The following is a 15,458-nucleotide window of genomic DNA, read 5'->3' as shown; positions in this document are numbered from 1 at the left end:
GCCGATGCACGGCATCAGGTGGCGATGCCGTATTCCTTCAGTTTCTTGCGCAACGTGGCGCGGTGGATGCCCAGCATCGCCGCGGCGCGGCTCTGGTTGCCTTCGCAATGGTTGAGCACTTCCACGAACAACGGGATTTCCATTTCGCGCAGGACGATCTCGTACACGTCGTCGGCATCGCAACCATCCAGGTCCCGCAGGTAGCGCCGGACCGATTGGGCCACGTGTTCGCGCAGCGGTGGCTTCGGCGCGCCACGACTATTGTCAGGACGAGAAAGGACAGCGTTCAAGGAGGTTCCCGGTGCAGATGCCGGGGCGGACAGCAGCCCCGGGCGGAGAATTGTAGGGTGCCAGTCTAGCGCGTGCGCGGGCGGGCTGCCACGCTGGCGGTGCCAACCGGTTACAGGAACTCGAAGGTGAATGCGACGGTGGACGACGCCGGCTCGCGCACGCGGAAGGCGATCTGCGCGCTCTGTCCCGGTTCCAATACGCTGTTGGCGTCCAGCGAACGGTCCAGGTAATCGTGCGGGGCGAACACGCCGGTGCCGATCACGCGGCCATCGGCATCGGACAACGACAAGCGCAGCGACGGCCACGCCTGGGCCCAGCGCGCATCGTTGCGGAAGCTGGCCTGCACCTGCAGTGCGCCGGCCTGGCCGGGCACCGGCCGCACGTCGCGGCTGATCATGCTGAACGCCGCCGGCTCCTGCCAGGCCGGCAACGTGCAGCCAAGCACGCCGCAGACCGCGGCGATCCACGGTCGGCTGCCGGCGTCGGCGGCCAGCCGTGCGCGGTCGGCCACGGCGATCTGGATGACCAGCAGCACCACCAACCCCGCCAGCACGCCCCACTGCCAGCGGGGCGTGTGCAGGCGTGCCACCGGCAGGCGCATGAAGCTGGGCGCACTGCCGCCACGTGCCGGTGCGGGGGCGTCGCCCGTCGCGGTGGCCGCCACCGTCGCCTCGTCGGCCAGCGTTCGGAGGGGAGCTGCATCGCTGCGCGCCGCCCACGCGTCGAGCGCGGCGGCGGTGGCCGCCTCGGGCACGTCATCGGGGAACGCGCGCGCGTCGTCGACGACGTCACGCTCGTCTGCCGGCGGATCGAACACGGCCACGGTCTGCGCCCAGTCCTTGCCCACGGTGATCGGCGCCACGGCGAGCGGATCGGCCACGGCGGGCGCGTCGGTGTCGGGCGACGACGGCGACGCGGGCTCCACGGGGGGATCCACGGCGGGCGTGTCGGCCTGGCTGGCACGCAGGAACGTGGCCAGCGGGCGGCGTGGCGGCGGGGTGGGCTCGGTCATCGGGTCGGGGCCGGGCAGCAGGGTCGTGCCCATTCAATCACGTTCAAGCCGACTTACGCGCGGCGCACGCCGGTGATGCGCATCCAGTCATCGTCCTGCGCGGTCTCGAGCTGTTCGAACCACGGCGCATAGCGCACCAGCAGTTCCTGCTCCTGCCCATGCAGGATGCCCGACAGCGCGATCCGGCCACCGGCGGCGACGCGTGCCGCCAGCACTTCGGCCAGCGCGTCCAGCGCCGACGCCAGGATGTTGGCCACCACCACCGGGTAGGTGGCCGCCGGTTCGTCGGCCGGCAGGTACACCTGCAGCCGGTCCTGCAGGCCGTTGCGTTCGGCGTTGTCACCGGTGGCGATCACCGCCTGCGGATCGTTGTCCACGCCTACCGCCGACGCGGCGCCGAGCTTGAGCGCGGCCAGCGCCAGGATGCCCGAGCCGCAACCGAAGTCGAGCACGGTCTGGTCCTGCAACGCGCCTTCGCCCGCCAGGCCATCCAGCCAACGCAGGCACAGCGCGGTCGTGGGGTGGGTGCCCGACCCGAACGCCAGGCCCGGGTCGAGCCGGATCACGGCGGCATCGTCGCCCTGGGCGGCCTCGGGCAGGTCGTGGTTCCACGGCACGATCCAGGTGCGCTCGCCGAAGGCCATCGGCTGGAACTGGTCCAGCCACGCGCGTTCCCAGTCTTCATCCTGCACCGCGCGGAAACTCGCATCGGACCAGTCCAGGCCGGGGTCGAAGGCTTCCAGCGCGGCCAGCAGCGCGAGCGCGTTGGTCTCGGCCGGGAACAGGGCGCTCAGTACCAGGTCGTTCCACAGCGGGGTCTCGCCCACGCCCGGTTCCAGGATCGCGCGCTCGTTGCTGGTATCGGCATCGGCGTCGAGCAGGGTCACCGCCAGCGCGCCGACATCATCCAGCGCATTCTCGTAGCGGGGCTGGGTGGATTCGCTGCAGCGGAGGGTGAGTTCCAGGAACGGCATGGGCGGGGCTACCTGCGGAAAACGGTGAATGCTAGACCATTGTGGGCCCCGTGGCCCATCCACGGTCTCCGGGGTGGGCGAGACGCGCACCGGCGGCCGATTCAGACAGCGTTCGGGCCGCTTGCTAGACTTGGCATTCCGTTGCCTCGCCGGCAGCTTCCGGTCCTGCGCATGGCGCTCGTGCCCACCCTCAAAACCTGGATGCTGGTCGTACCGGCCCTGGCGTTGCTGGGGGTGGTGGGATATCGCGCCGGTGGCCACGTGCGGCATGCCGATCCGGCACCGGCCGCGGTGGACGCGGCGCCCGTGGTCGCGCTGGCCAGTGCCCCGGCGCAGGCCCAGCAGTTGGCGCGCCAACTGTTGACCGCCGAGCGTGGCAACGCGATCCCGTCGGGGCTGCCGCTGGACATCCGCGCCGATATCGAAGGCGATACCGATCTGTTCGCCTACGCCCAGCGCTTGCAGCTGCAGGCAGCCAACGGCAATGCCGAAGCGGCGTGGATGGTCAGCCGGGTGTACGACTATTGCGCGACCTATGCGATGGACCCCGGGGGCTACCAACTGGACAACGCGCTGTTGAGCGGGATGGGCATGACCGCCTCGCCCATCATGGTGCAGGCGCGCGAGCGCGTTGCGCGACGCTGCGATGGCTTCGTCTCCAGCGACGGCCTGGGCCGCCAGCTGATCCTCACCCAGCGCCTGCAGGCGGCCAAGGCGGGCAACCTCGCCGCCGAAGCCTCGCTGTTTGCCGAAGGCCAGCCGCTGCAGAACACGCCTGCTTACCGGCGCGGGCTGGTGGAGCGGGTGATGGACTCGCGCGACCCCGAAGCCTACATGGCGCTCTCCACCGGCATGGGCCAGCGCGCCAGCGGCGACCGCGCCCTGGACGGGCTGGTGGCCGGCGACCAGTTCAGTGAGCTGGCCTGGCGGCTGGCCGCCTGCGAACTGGGCATGGCGTGTGGGGCGGACAGTGTGTTGATGAACAATTTCTGCGCGAACGGAGGGATCTGTTCGCAGGACGGTGGGCAGGACTTTGCCACTTTCGTGTATGACGCTGCGGTATCGCGGCAAGGTGCGGGGAAAATGAAGACGTTGGTTGAAAAGCTGATCAAGCAGAGGAACGGGCGATGAACTACCGTCGATTCCTGCATGGCGCCAAGTTCTGGTTCTGGGTGGCGCTGTTCGTGGCGTACTCGGCCGGGGCGGTGGGCCTGGTGATGATCGATACCTATGAGGACCGCTATCGCAGCCTGTCCAAGGTGCAGCTGACCTCGGTCAAGGCACCGGAAGACGTGCGCCGCGCCGGCGCCAGCCAGGTGGCCGCGGTGTACCGCGCGCAGAGCGGCATGCCGTTCGCCTCGCTGCCGGCCGGCAGCACCTTCCAGGTGGTCTGGCCCGATGGGTCCACCGAGACCATGGTGATCGTCGACCCGACGTCCTCGCTGGGCGTTGCGCCGGTCAAGAACAGCCAGGTCACCGCGGCCGACGTCGCGCGTTGATGCCGCACGCCGAGGCGGGCGTGGTGGCCACCACGCGCCCGCTGCGGCTGGTGCTGCTGCCTGGCCTGGACGCGACCGGCAGCCAGCACGCCGCGTTCCGCGCCGCGATGCGGCGGCTGGGCGTGGAGGTCACGGTGATTGCCTACCCGGTCGACCGCACGCTGGATTACGCCGCGCTGGCCCACCTGGTGCGCCAGGCGCTGCCCACCGATGGCGACTACGTGCTGCTGGGCGAATCGTTCTCGGGGCCGCTGGCGCTCACGATCGCCGCTGCACCGCCACCGGGCCTGCGCGGCCTGATCCTATCCACCACGTTCGCGCGCTCGCCCTGGCTGGCGTGGCGACGGCTGCAGTCGCTGCTGTACTGGGCCCCGGTGCGCGCATTGCCGATGCCCGCGCTGTCGTGGATGTTGCTTGGCCGCTGGAGCACGCCCGCGTTGCGCGATGCGCTGCGGGCCGCGTTGGCCAGCGTCGCTGCCGATGTGTTGCGCGGCCGTGCGATGGCCGCGCTCGGCGTCGATGTGGCGGCGCGCGCAGCCGCGGTGACGGTGCCGACACTTTGCCTGCATGCGGTGCAGGATCGCTTGTTGCCCACGCGTTGCCAGCGCCACCTGTCGGCCTTGCTGCCGGCGCAGGCCAGCCAATGGCTGGATGGCCCGCACCTGCTGCTGCAGGCGCGACCGGGCCCGGCCGCCGCGGTGATGGCCGCCTTCGCGCAGGACGCGTGCCAGCGCGCGTGACCGGCGTGTTGTGATCGCGTCCACGCGGCCTTCGCTTATGGCTCTCGGGCAATTCACGGCGTGACGCGCAGCCTGCGCGTATTGGCTGCATCCGCAGCGCACGTGCCGGAGAACTTGACGCATGAACACCCGAGGCGACTACGCCGCATCCGAACCCCTTGCCGCCGCGACTGTCGCGGTGGTCACGCCGCCGCCCGTCGTCGCGCCCGCGCACGATGGCGCCGTCTCCTGGGGCGCCATCTTCGCCGGTGCCGCCGCCGCGGCGGCCCTCTCGCTGGTCCTGCTGATCCTGGGCGTGGGCCTGGGCCTGTCGTCGGTCTCGCCGTGGTCGTATGAGGGCGTGTCGGCCGAGACCTTCGGCTGGTCGAGCATCGCCTGGCTGACGCTGACCGCGATCGCGGCGTCCGGGCTGGGCGGTTATCTCGCCGGCCGGCTGCGCAACAAGTGGAGCAACCTGCACGGCGATGAGACGTACTTCCGCGACACCGCGCACGGCTTCCTGTCGTGGTCGGTGGCCACCCTGCTGACCGCCGGGCTGCTCACCACCGCCATCGGCGGCGTGCTCGGTGCCGGCGCCAAGGTAGCCGGTGCAACGGCAGGTGCCGCCGCGACCACGGCGGGTGGCCTGGCCGCCGTCGCCGGCCCCGCCGCGTCGAGCGACAACGGCGATCTGCAGTACTGGGTGGACGGGCTGTTCCGCGCCAACCCGGGTGCACCGGCTGCACCGATGGGCGCGCCGCCGGCCGATCCGGCCGCCGCGCCCCCGGCACCGCAGGCTGGCGTGATGCCGCCGCCGCCGCCGCGTCCGATGCCGGGCGGTGAACGCGGCCCGGGCCCGGGCCGTGGCGGTGACGTGCGCGCCGAGGTCAACCGGATCGTGGTCAACAGCCTCAAGTCCAACACGATGGATCCGGCCGACACGCAGTACCTGGCGCAGCTGGTCGCCAACCAGACCGGCATGAGCCAGGTCGAGGCGCAGGCCCGCGTGACCGACATGCAGGCCCGCCTGCGCGCCAGTCTGGAACAGGCCAAGGCCGATGCCAAGCAGGCCGCCGACGACGCCCGCAAGGCCACCGCCTACGCCGCGCTGTGGCTGTTCATCACGCTGCTGGTTGGTGCCTTCAGCGCCAGTCTGTTCGCCACCTGGGGCGGTCGCCGCCGCGACCTGTAACCCGCACACGTTCAACGAGGAGGATTCACCATGAAATATCTGCTGCTGTGGTTCCTGGGCATTCCGATTCCGATCCTGCTGCTGATCGCGCTGCTGCGCTGACGCAGCGCGCCTGGTAACGGGTATCGACCGACGGTCGTTACCCGCCGGGCAACACAGACTGCCGGGCCGCCATCGTGCGGCCCGGTGTCGTTTCACACAGGCGAACAAAGGTTCTTCTCTGCTGTGAGGGGAGCGCCTTGGTGCAGGCGCGGTTGCGGAGTGAGAGCAACGCTTTGCGTGTGGACGGGCAGTACCGGCGATGCTGGATCGGCTGGCGATCTTTGATCGTTTTAGTCGCGCGCGTGAGGGCCCCGTAGCGGCCGGTAGGCCCTGGTGTAGTGTCCCCCGGCCGTGGAGCGGCCTCCTCCTTTATTTTGCCCAGGAGCCTACCGGCCGCTACGGGGCTCGGCTGTGCCAAGCAGGTGGACGGCAGGCGGGTCGGTGGGTTTGGCGCTGGGCCCCCATGCCCTTGGAGGCGAAATAAAGGGGGAGGCCGCTCCGCGGCCGGAGGACATTCGCCGGAAAGGGCATGGGGGCTCAGCGCCGAACCCACCGACTGCCGCTTGAGGCGAAATAAGAACAGGGGAGCGGCCGCGGGCCGACCCCGAAGGCGTCGCCGGAAAGGGCATGGGCGCCCAGCGCCCGACCCGCCGATCCCCGAGCAGGAAACACTCCGTGCGTGCGCTGCATCTACGCGACGAACCAAACAAAAAGGCGGGGAAATCCCCGCCTTTCTGCCGTGCCGCCGTTACTGCTCGATCAGGTCAATGCAATCGACTTGTTCTTGCGTTCGGCCAGGCGCTTTTCCAGGTAGTGGATGTTCTGCCCACCGGCCTGGAAGCCTTTGTCGCGCATGATCCGCTGCTGCAGCGCGACGTTGGTCTTGATCCCGTCCACCACCATCTCGCTCAGCGCCACGCGCATGCGCGCGATCGCGGTTTCGCGGTCCGGGCCGTGCACGATCAGCTTGCCGATCATCGAGTCGTAGTTCGGCGGCACGCGGTAGCCACTGTAGATGTGGGTATCCACGCGCACCCCGGGGCCACCCGGCGGATGGAAGGCGGTGATCTGGCCCGGGCTCGGCACGAAGGTTTCCGCGTCTTCGGCGTTGATGCGGCACTCGATCGCGTGGCCGGTCAGCACCACGTCGCTCTGCTTGATGCTCAGCTTCTGGCCGGCGGCGATGCGCAGCTGCTCGCAGACCAGGTCGATGCCGGTCACCATCTCCGTCACCGGATGTTCCACCTGCACGCGGGTGTTCATTTCGATGAAGTAGAAGCGGCCGTCTTCGAACAGGAACTCGAAGGTGCCCGCGCCGCGGTAGCCGATGCGGATGCAGGCTTCCACGCAGACCTTGCCGATCTGCTCGCGCATTTCCTCGGTGATGCCCGGGGCCGGCGCTTCTTCCACCACCTTCTGGTGACGGCGCTGCATCGAGCAGTCGCGCTCACCGAGGTGGATGGCGTTGCCCTGGCCGTCGGCGAGCACCTGGATTTCCACGTGGCGCGGATTCTCCAGGAACTTCTCCATGTAGACCTGATCGTTGCTGAAAGCGGCCTTGGCTTCGGACTTGGTGGTCTCGATCGCCGCCTTCAACGAGGCCTCGGCATGCACCACGCGCATGCCACGACCGCCGCCACCGCCGGACGCCTTGATGATGACCGGGTAGCCGATCTCACGGGCGATCTTGGTGTTGGCCACGATGTCGTCGGTGAGCGGGCCGCCCGAGCCGGGCACGCACGGCACGCCGGCGGCCTTCATCGCGCGGATCGCTTCCACCTTGTCGCCCATCAGGCGGATGGTGTCGGCCTTGGGGCCGATGAAGATGAAGCCGGACTCTTCCACGCGCTCGGCGAAGTCGGCGTTCTCCGACAGGAAGCCGTAGCCCGGGTGGATGGCCTGGGCGTCGGTGACTTCCGCCGCGGCGATCAGTGCCGGGATGTTGAGGTAGCTCTCCGAGGACGGTGCCGGACCGATGCAGACCGACTCGTCGGCCATGGCCACGTGCTTGAGGTTGCGGTCGACCGTGGAATGCACGGCCACCGTGCGGATGCCCAGGGTGTGGCACGCGCGCAGGATGCGCAGCGCGATCTCCCCTCGGTTGGCAATAACGACTTTGTCGAGCATGGACGGATCCTTAGCCGATCACGAACAGCGGCTGGTCGAATTCGACCGGCTGGCCGTTTTCGCCCAGGATGGCGACGATGGTGCCGGAGACATCGGCCTCGATCGGGTTGAACATTTTCATGGCTTCGATGATCGCCAGCGTTTCGCCGGCCTTCACCGCCTGGCCGACCGACACGAAGGCCGGCTTGTCCGGCGAGGACGAGGCATAGAACGTGCCGACCATCGGCGCGCGCAGCACGTGGCCGTCCGGCAGGGCGTTGCCCGGCTTGGCGGTGCCGCCGGTGGAGGCTTCGGTGGGCGACTGCATCGGCATCGCCGGGGCGGCCTGCTGGGCCGGGGCCGGGGCCATCATCATCTGCGGCTGGGCCTGGATCATGCCGTAGCCGGAGACCGGTGCGCGCGACAGGCGCACGGACTCTTCGCCTTCCTTGATTTCGATTTCGGCGAGGTTCGACTCTTCCAGCAGGTCGATCAGCTTCTTGATTTTGCGGAGATCCATAGAGGCCTCTTTAGCTCGTGGTGTCAGTGTGGTGGGAAGCGCGTTGCGCTCGGGTCAACGTAATTCGTAGAAGGTGCGCAGTTGGGCGATGCGATCGTTGGCAAGCGTGGTCAGGCAGCGCATCTGCGCGCCATTGCGCGAGGTGCCATCGGCGTTGAAGGCGTAGACCGCGTCGCAGTCGTGATTGCGCAGTTGGATCCAGGCACGCTGGGCCAGTACCAGTTGCTTCTCCGCTTCCGCGCAGTGGGTGCAGGCACCCTCGGCGGCCTGCGTGCGCAACTGCAGGCGCGCCTGGGCGTACACCGTGTTGAGTGCGGCGTCGGCTTCGCTGGCCACATCGGAGGCGCACAGGTCGCTCTCCATCGTGCCGCCGGGCTGCGCGCAATCGATGCCCTCGGCGCTGCGGTCGGCGGCCAGGGCGCCGCCGCACAGGCCGGCCCACAGCAACACGCTGGTCAGGGCACGCGGCAAGGTCGTCACGCGGCGGTGGCCGCCAGCCGGGTCAACGCCGCATCCATCGCATAGCGATAGCTGTCCGCGCCGAAGCCGCAGATCACCCCGACCGCCTTGTCGCTGAAGTAGCTGTGCTGGCGGAACGGCTCGCGTGCGTGCGGGTTGGACAGGTGGATCTCGATGAACGGCACGTCCACCGCGGCCAGCGCATCGCGCAGGGCCACCGAGGTGTGGGTGAACGCGGCGGGGTTGATCAGGATGAAGGCGGTGCCGTCTTCACGGGCGCCCTGCACGCGGTCCACCAGGATGTGTTCGGCGTTGGACTGCAGGTGCTCCACCACATGCCCGGCGGCCTGCGCCTGGGCCAGCAGGGCCTGGTCGATCTGCGCCAGCGTGGTGTGCCCATACACCCCCGGCTCGCGTGTGCCGAGCAGGTTGAGGTTGGGGCCATGCAGGACCAGCAGTTTCGCCATGGGGACCACGAAGCGGGAAAGGGCGAAGTCTGGCGGAACCTGCTGATCGTGTCCAGTTCGGCGAAGTTACGCGCGTTTCAATCGAACGTTTGAATTTTGGCCGTAATCCTTGTGCGGGCACTGCGCCTGCGTCGGACCCGCATCGGGCCGGGCACGTCAACGGTCCCCGGCAGACTGGCCGGAGACCGGCCACACCCTGCGTGCTGGACCGTGCCCAGAGCGCACTATCGGGATTGGTGTTGGATACGTTATAACATCGCACCTTGTCGCCTTTCCCGCTGATTCCGTTCCCCATGACCCCCCATCGTCTTGCTGCCGCGCTTGCGGCCGCCACGCTTGCGCCGTGCGCCTACGCGCAGTCCGCCGATTCCGCCCTGACGCTTGGCACGGTCGATGTGCGCCAGCGCAGCGAGGGCCAGCTCACTGCGCACCAGGTGCTGACGTCGGTGGACGTGCTGGGGGCCGACCGGATCGAGGACAGTAACGTGCAGCACAGCTGGGAGTTGCTGGGGCAGATGCCCGGCATCCAGCTCACCGAAACCCGCCAGGGCGCCGAGTCCGGCAAGGTCAGCTTTCGTGCGTTCAATGGCGAGGGCTACCTCAACGCCATCAAGACCCTGATCGACGGCGTGCCCAGCAACGTCAACAGCGGCAACCAGCGCTTCATCGACATGCTGTTCCCGCTGGAAATCAGCTACATCGAGGTGGTTCGCGGCACCAACGACCCACGCTACGGCCTGCACAACATCGGCGGCAACGTCAATTTCGGTACCCGCCAAGGCGGCAACTACACCGATGGCCGCCTTGCCTACGGCAGCGACGCCACCCGGGATGCGCAGCTGGCGATCGGGCGCGAGGCCAATCGCGTGGCGCAGAACTACTTCGTCGGCACCCAGGCATCGGGCGGCTATCGCGACCATGACACTTCGCGCAAGTACACGGTGGGCGGCAAGTGGTACTACGGCAACGTGGATGACGGCATGCGCATCGGGCTCACCGCGCGCGCCTACCACCACCAGGCCGAGGAGCCCGGCTTCATGACCGCCGCCGAGCTTCAGGCAAATCGCCGCGGGTCGGCACGGCGCAACGCGAACGACGCTGATGACCGCCACATGCGCCAAGTGGTGCTGCATGCCGATCTTCGGCTGGCCGATACCCTGTCCGCCGCCACCCGGATTTACTACAACCGCTACGAGGACGACCGCCAGGTCACCTTCAGCGACCTGCGCACCGGCAACGCGCCACGCCAACGCCGTGTCTGGGATGAAACGCAGGTGGGTATGCTGGGCACGCTCACCTGGCGCGCGCACGACACCTTCACCCTGGACGGCGGGATCAACTACGAGCACCAGGACAACGGCTACCTTCGCCAGCGCTTCAGCTACAGCGAACCGACGGATTTCAGCGCGCTGCCCGCACGCATCCAGAGCGACGACCGCCACACATTCGCCCATTGGGGCGCATACGCGCAGGCGATCTACCAGCCCGCCAACGCGCTGAAGATCGTGTCCGCCTACCGCGTGGACCGCTTCGACGGCCGCACCCACCTGCCCGGCGGCGTCAGCGGCCCGCTCCAGCGCTACGGCACCATCGGGCAGCCCAAGCTCAGCGTGGTGTATGCGCTGGGACCGACGATCAACGTCTACGCGAACTGGGGGCGCACCTTCCAGGTACTTACCGGATCGACCGCGCCGGCGTATCTCACCGCGGGGCAGGCGGCGGTGCAGCCGTCCACCAATACCGGCAAGGAGGCCGGCGTGAAGTTCGTGCCGTTCGCGGGCAGCCAGGCGCGTGTTGCGGTGTGGCAGCAGGACGCGGAGAACGAGATATCCAACATGCCCGCCACCGGTACCACCGTGGTGCTTGGCCAGACCCGCCGCCGCGGGGTGGACCTGCAGGCCAGTGCGCCGCTGGGCGACCGTTGGACGGTGTGGGCGTCACACGCCTACCAGGAAGCGAAGATCACCCGCGATGGACGTAGCGGCGTGGTGTCGCTGCAGGGGCGCGAGGTGGCGGCGGTGCCGCGCCACATCAGCACCCTCGGGGTCGACTACCAGGCCACGGCGTCCCTGCAACTGGGCATGCAGGGCAGGGCGCAGGGCGACTATTACCTGGAGGAGCGCAACGTCGCAGGCAAGTACGGCGCATTCGCCGTGCTCGACCTGAGCGCGCGCTATGCGATCAACCCGAGGTGGAGCGTGGACGTACAAGTGAAGAACGCCACGGGCCGGGAATACGCCTATGCGTGGTGGGACAGCTTCTTCTGGGACCAGCCGCAGGCCATGTTCTCCCCCTCGGCCGGGCGCTCGGTGCACGTCGGGGTGAGCATGCGGCTTTGACGGGAAAGGGTCAGCCCCGTCCGTTACGCAGCCCTACTCATCCCGCTTCAGCCACGCGACCAGTGCCGAAAACGCGGGGGAGGGCTGCCGGCGGTTCGGGTAGTAAAGGTGGTAGCCGGGGAAGGGCACGCACCACTTGTCCAGCACGGCCACCAGCCTGCCCTGCGCAATGTACTCGGCGACCATCGGTTCCGGCGCGTAAGCCAGTCCCAGGCCGTCCAGTGCGGCATTGATGACGTGGGTCATGCTGTTGAAGACCAACGGTCCATCGCCACGTACGGTGAATTCCTTGCCCTTCTCTTCGAACTCCCAGGCATAGATGGCACCGGTTGGGCGATGCCGGATGTGCACGCAGCGATGTTGGGTAATGTCGGCGGGTTTCCTGGGCTTGGGATGTTTCTCGAAGTACCCGGGAGATCCAACCACCACCAGGCGCCAATCCGGCCCGACCCTGACCCCGATCATGTCCTTGCTCAGCGCCTCTCCGAGCCGGATGCCGGCGTCGAAGCGCTGTTCCACCACGTTGATGAAGCCGTAATCCACGTACAACTCAAGCGTGATGTCCGGGTACTCGGCCAGGAACCCGGCAAGCCGCGGTCGGATGATCGTCTGCATGGAATCATCCGTGCAGGAGATCCGTAGCGTTCCGGCTGGCCGGTCGCGCAGGTCGCCCAGCGCTTCCACGCTGGCACCGATGGCCTCGAAGTGCGGCGCGATGGAGCGCATCAGGCGCTCGCCCGCCTCGGTGGGCGAAACGTTGCGCGTGGTCCGGGCCAGGAGGCGGATGCCCAGGCGTTCTTCCAGCAACCGCATCGAATGGCTCAGCGCAGAGGGCGTTACCCCAAGGCGAACGGCCGCCTTGGTGAAGCTCTGCTCCTGGGCCACTACCAGAAAGGCTTGCAGATCATGGGTCTTCACGGCGCTCATGGATCAATTGTGAGCTCAACTCAACAATGCATCAACTTTAAGCCGGCTTATCGGCCTAGCCGACGGGGCTTACCGTGGCGCCCTGAGTCCCCCAACCGAGGCCGCCCTCGCATGAAACCCACCACGTTGCTGCTGGCGCTGCTCGCCGGCCACCTCCTTCCGCTGCCCGCGTTTGCCGCTGATGTGCCGGTGGCGGCCCGTGCCACCGGGGCGGACAACTTCTACCGGAGCCCGACGGTGACGGGTGAGCGCGTCAGCTTCCACAACCAGTACCAGATGGAGGTGGTGGGCACGCTGTACCGCCCCAGGGGCCTGCCTCGCGGTAGCCGCGCCCCCGCCGTGGTGGTTGGCCACCCGATGGGCGCGGTGAAGGAGCAGAGCGCGCAACTTTACGCGCAGAAGCTGGCCGAGCAGGGCTTCGTCACGCTGGCGATCGATCTTTCCTTCTGGGGCGAGAGCGACGGTACTCCGCGGCACCTGGTGGCGCCGGAAATCTATTCGGACGACATCAGTGCGGCCGTGGACTTCCTGAGCACGCAGTCCTCCGTGGACCCGGATCGGATCGGCGGCCTGGGTATCTGCGGCAGCGGCAGCTTTGTGATCAGCGCCGCCAAGATCGACCCGCGCATCAAGGCCATTGCCACGGTCAGCATGTACGACATGGGGGCGGCGGCACGGCAGGGGCTGAACAACGGGCAGTCGCTGCAACAGCGCAAGAAGGTCATCCAGTCCGCAACCGACCAGCGCCTGGCCGAATTCAAGGGCGGGGCGCCCGTGTTCGTGCCCGGCACGGTGAACGAACTCGATGCCGACACGCCTGCCATCCAGCGCGAATTCTTCGACTTCTACCGCACCCCGCGCGGCGCCTACACGCCCAAGGGCGACACGGCCGAGCTGACGACCCAGCCGCTGTTCAGCAGCCTGGTCAAATTCATGAACTTCTATCCCTTCAACGACATTGAAACCATCTCGCCCCGGCCGATGTTGTTCATCTCCGGCGACGCCGCCCATTCCCGCGAGTTCAGCGAAGACGCCTACCGAAGGGCGGGGGAGCCCAAGGAGCTCTACTGGGTGAAGGGTGCGGGCCACGTGGACCTGTATGACCGCACCACCCTGATTCCCTTCGACAAATTGGCGACGTTCTTCCAGCGTGGCCTGGCAGGGAAATGAGCCGCACCGACGCCATTGCAGACCGCGCCAACTGGGGCGGCGTGCTCGCGATGACGCTGTGCGTCTTCGCGTTGATCGCCTCTGAATTCATGCCGGTGAGCCTGCTCACGCCCCTGGCGGCAGATCTGGGCGTGACCGAAGGTCTTGCCGGGTATGGCATTGCCATTTCGGGTGCGTTTGCGGTGCTGACCAGCCTGTCGATTTCCCGGTTGGCGGGCAGCATAGACCGACGAACGTTGCTGCTCACCCTGACCGCATTGATGGCGGTGTCGGGTGGGGTGGTAGCGTTGGCGCCGAACTATCCGGTCTACATGGCGGGCCGTGCGCTGGTCGGCGTGGTGATCGGTGGGTTCTGGTCGCTGTCTGCCGCCACGGCCATGCGGCTGGTACCGGCGGCGAAGGTCCCGCGCGCCTTGGCGATATTCAACAGCGGCAACGCGCTGGCAACGGTAGTGGCGGCGCCATTGGGCAGCTACCTGGGCGGCATGATCGGATGGCGCGGCGCTTTCCTGTGCCTTCTGCCGGTGGCTGCCATCGCCTTGGCGTGGCAGTGGGTTTGCCTGCCTTCCATGGCCGCGGAGCGCCGGCAATCACATGGCGGGGTGATCGCGCTGTTGCGTCGGCGCGAGGTGGCGCTGGGCATGATTGCCTGTGGTGCCTTCTTCATGGGGCAGTTTGCCTTGTTCACCTATGTGCGACCGTTTCTGGAACGGGTGACCGGTGCAGGAACCGCGGCCGTTCCGCTACTGCTGCTGGCCATCGGCGCAAGCGGCTTCGTGGGCACGCTTGCCATCGGCGCATTCATCAGACGTGGACTCCACCGCACGCTGGTGACCATCCCCGCGTTGATGGCGTTGATTGCAGTGGCCCTGGTTCCGCTGGGCCCCCATCTTTGGCCGACCGCCGCGCTGCTCTCGGCATGGGGCTTGCTGGCCACCGCCGCACCGGTGGGATGGTGGAGCTGGCTGGCCCGCACGTTCACTGACAACGCAGAAGCCGGCGGGGGCCTGATGGTGGCAGTGGTGCAGTGCTCCATCGCGCTGGGATCTACCGTCGGCGGGCTGCTGTTCGACAGCGTCGGCTTTGCCAGTACGTTCCTGGCCAGTGCAGGCCTGCTGCTGATTGCCGCGCTGCTCGCCCATGTCACGGCGGCCGGCGCCGTGCCCACATCCGGGCCGGCGGTGGCCGTGGAGGGCCGGGGCTGATGAGGCGTCATACGTCGATCACGGGCAAGCCGCTCGCCCTGCTGCTTGCACTCGGGGCAGTAGCGGCATGCTCTGCCGCCCCCCATCATCACGACGTCGCAGACATGAAAGCAGCGTCCAACCCGGAGCTCCAGCCCATGAAGATTCGACTGATCATCAACGATCAGACCCTGTCGGCGGCCATGGAAGACAGTATCCCCGCACGCGAGTTCATCGCCCAGTTGCCCCTGACGCTGCAGCTTGAGGACTACGCCGCCACCGAAAAAATCGCACCGCTTCCGCGCCGTCTCAGCGTGGCGGGCGAGCCGGAGGGAATGACGCCCGTGGCAGGCGACATCGCCTTTTATGCGCCGTGGGGCAACCTGGCGATTTTCCACAGGCCCTTTGGCTACTCGAAGGGACTGATACGACTGGGTCGAATCCAAGGAGGACTGCAGGTCCTTCGCACGGAAGGTCCGGTAGACGTCCGCATTGAGTCCGATCAGCCGTAGGTCGCCTACGCGGTACACCACAATGATGAAGGCTTCGACGGAGTA

At 67.8% G+C, this 15,458-nt stretch carries 16 protein-coding genes; 8 read left to right on the top strand and 8 right to left on the bottom strand.

The features are described from left to right. Positions 1-14: 14 nt before the first annotated feature. The 3 genes from fis to prmA form a co-directional block, all read right to left on the bottom strand. The gene (gene fis / locus AC06FD_RS13355; RefSeq protein WP_038685853.1) at positions 15-290 is read right to left on the bottom strand and encodes a DNA-binding transcriptional regulator Fis; all 276 of its coding nucleotides are present in this window, start codon (positions 288-290) and stop codon (positions 15-17) included. A 110-nt stretch (positions 291-400) separates the two neighbouring features. Continuing rightward, a complete protein-coding gene (locus AC06FD_RS13350) occupies positions 401-1,303 on the bottom strand; it encodes a DUF3426 domain-containing protein (RefSeq protein ID WP_478078134.1) in 903 nt (300 codons plus the stop codon). A 53-nt stretch (positions 1,304-1,356) separates the two neighbouring features. Then, entirely contained in the window at positions 1,357-2,277 is a 921-nt protein-coding gene (gene prmA, locus AC06FD_RS13345) for a 50S ribosomal protein L11 methyltransferase (protein ID WP_259210059.1), read from the bottom strand. Between the two features lie 171 nt (positions 2,278-2,448). Between prmA and AC06FD_RS13340 the strand changes: the two genes are divergently transcribed. The 4 genes from AC06FD_RS13340 to AC06FD_RS13325 all read left to right on the top strand — a co-directional run bounded on the left by AC06FD_RS13340 (position 2,449) and on the right by AC06FD_RS13325 (position 5,687). Beyond that, on the top strand, positions 2,449-3,408 hold the full coding sequence (locus AC06FD_RS13340; protein ID WP_259210062.1) for a hypothetical protein: 960 nt from the start codon (positions 2,449-2,451) through the stop codon (positions 3,406-3,408). After that, positions 3,405-3,776: a hypothetical protein gene (locus AC06FD_RS13335; RefSeq protein WP_259210064.1), complete on the top strand. Its 372-nt coding sequence runs from the start codon at positions 3,405-3,407 to the stop codon at positions 3,774-3,776. Before AC06FD_RS13340 ends, AC06FD_RS13335 begins: the two co-directional genes overlap by 4 nt. Next, entirely contained in the window at positions 3,776-4,516 is a 741-nt protein-coding gene (locus AC06FD_RS13330) for an alpha/beta fold hydrolase (protein ID WP_259210067.1), read from the top strand. Before AC06FD_RS13335 ends, AC06FD_RS13330 begins: the two co-directional genes overlap by 1 nt. A 121-nt stretch (positions 4,517-4,637) precedes the next feature. After that, complete coding sequence (locus AC06FD_RS13325; protein WP_478078076.1) at positions 4,638-5,687, top strand: hypothetical protein; 1,050 nt, start codon at positions 4,638-4,640, stop codon at positions 5,685-5,687. Positions 5,688-6,488: 801 nt separating this feature from the next. On the opposite strand, the gene accC is transcribed toward AC06FD_RS13325, so the two are convergent. Genes accC through aroQ form a run of 4 tightly spaced genes read right to left on the bottom strand, consistent with a single transcriptional unit; the run spans position 6,489 to position 9,281 of the window. After that, positions 6,489-7,856, bottom strand: coding sequence for an acetyl-CoA carboxylase biotin carboxylase subunit (accC, locus tag AC06FD_RS13320; RefSeq protein ID WP_259210071.1), 1,368 nt, complete (start codon positions 7,854-7,856; stop codon positions 6,489-6,491). Between the two features lie 10 nt (positions 7,857-7,866). Then, entirely contained in the window at positions 7,867-8,355 is a 489-nt protein-coding gene (accB, locus tag AC06FD_RS13315) for an acetyl-CoA carboxylase biotin carboxyl carrier protein (protein WP_259210073.1), read from the bottom strand. A gap of 54 nt (positions 8,356-8,409) precedes the next feature. After that, positions 8,410-8,835, bottom strand: a complete 426-nt coding sequence (locus tag AC06FD_RS13310) for a lysozyme inhibitor LprI family protein (RefSeq protein WP_478078075.1) — start codon at positions 8,833-8,835, stop codon at positions 8,410-8,412. After that, positions 8,832-9,281, bottom strand: a complete 450-nt coding sequence (aroQ, locus tag AC06FD_RS13305) for a type II 3-dehydroquinate dehydratase (RefSeq protein WP_478078074.1) — start codon at positions 9,279-9,281, stop codon at positions 8,832-8,834. The genes AC06FD_RS13310 and aroQ overlap by 4 nt, the downstream gene beginning before the upstream one ends. 293 nt (positions 9,282-9,574) lie before the next feature. Between aroQ and AC06FD_RS13300 the strand changes: the two genes are divergently transcribed. Continuing rightward, positions 9,575-11,620: a TonB-dependent receptor gene (locus AC06FD_RS13300; protein WP_478078073.1), complete on the top strand. Its 2,046-nt coding sequence runs from the start codon at positions 9,575-9,577 to the stop codon at positions 11,618-11,620. A gap of 33 nt (positions 11,621-11,653) precedes the next feature. Here AC06FD_RS13300 and AC06FD_RS13295 read toward each other — a convergent pair whose 3' ends face one another. Further along, complete coding sequence (locus AC06FD_RS13295; RefSeq protein WP_259210078.1) at positions 11,654-12,547, bottom strand: LysR family transcriptional regulator; 894 nt, start codon at positions 12,545-12,547, stop codon at positions 11,654-11,656. 111 nt (positions 12,548-12,658) lie between these two features. On the opposite strand from AC06FD_RS13295, the gene AC06FD_RS13290 reads away from it, so the two are divergent. The 3 genes from AC06FD_RS13290 (at position 12,659) to AC06FD_RS13280 (ending at position 15,413) form a co-directional block, all read left to right on the top strand. Further along, positions 12,659-13,717: an alpha/beta hydrolase gene (locus AC06FD_RS13290; RefSeq protein WP_478078072.1), complete on the top strand. Its 1,059-nt coding sequence runs from the start codon at positions 12,659-12,661 to the stop codon at positions 13,715-13,717. Continuing rightward, positions 13,714-14,922, top strand: a complete 1,209-nt coding sequence (locus tag AC06FD_RS13285) for an MFS transporter (protein ID WP_478078071.1) — start codon at positions 13,714-13,716, stop codon at positions 14,920-14,922. The genes AC06FD_RS13290 and AC06FD_RS13285 overlap by 4 nt, the downstream gene beginning before the upstream one ends. Positions 14,923-15,059: 137 nt before the next feature. Then, positions 15,060-15,413, top strand: coding sequence for a cyclophilin-like fold protein (locus AC06FD_RS13280; RefSeq protein ID WP_478078070.1), 354 nt, complete (start codon positions 15,060-15,062; stop codon positions 15,411-15,413). Positions 15,414-15,458 lie beyond the last annotated feature (45 nt).

Source organism: Stenotrophomonas sp. Steno-Z1 (assembly GCF_056393175.1).
Note: the sequence above shows the minus strand (reverse complement) of the source record. Positions and strands in the feature narration are given on the sequence as shown.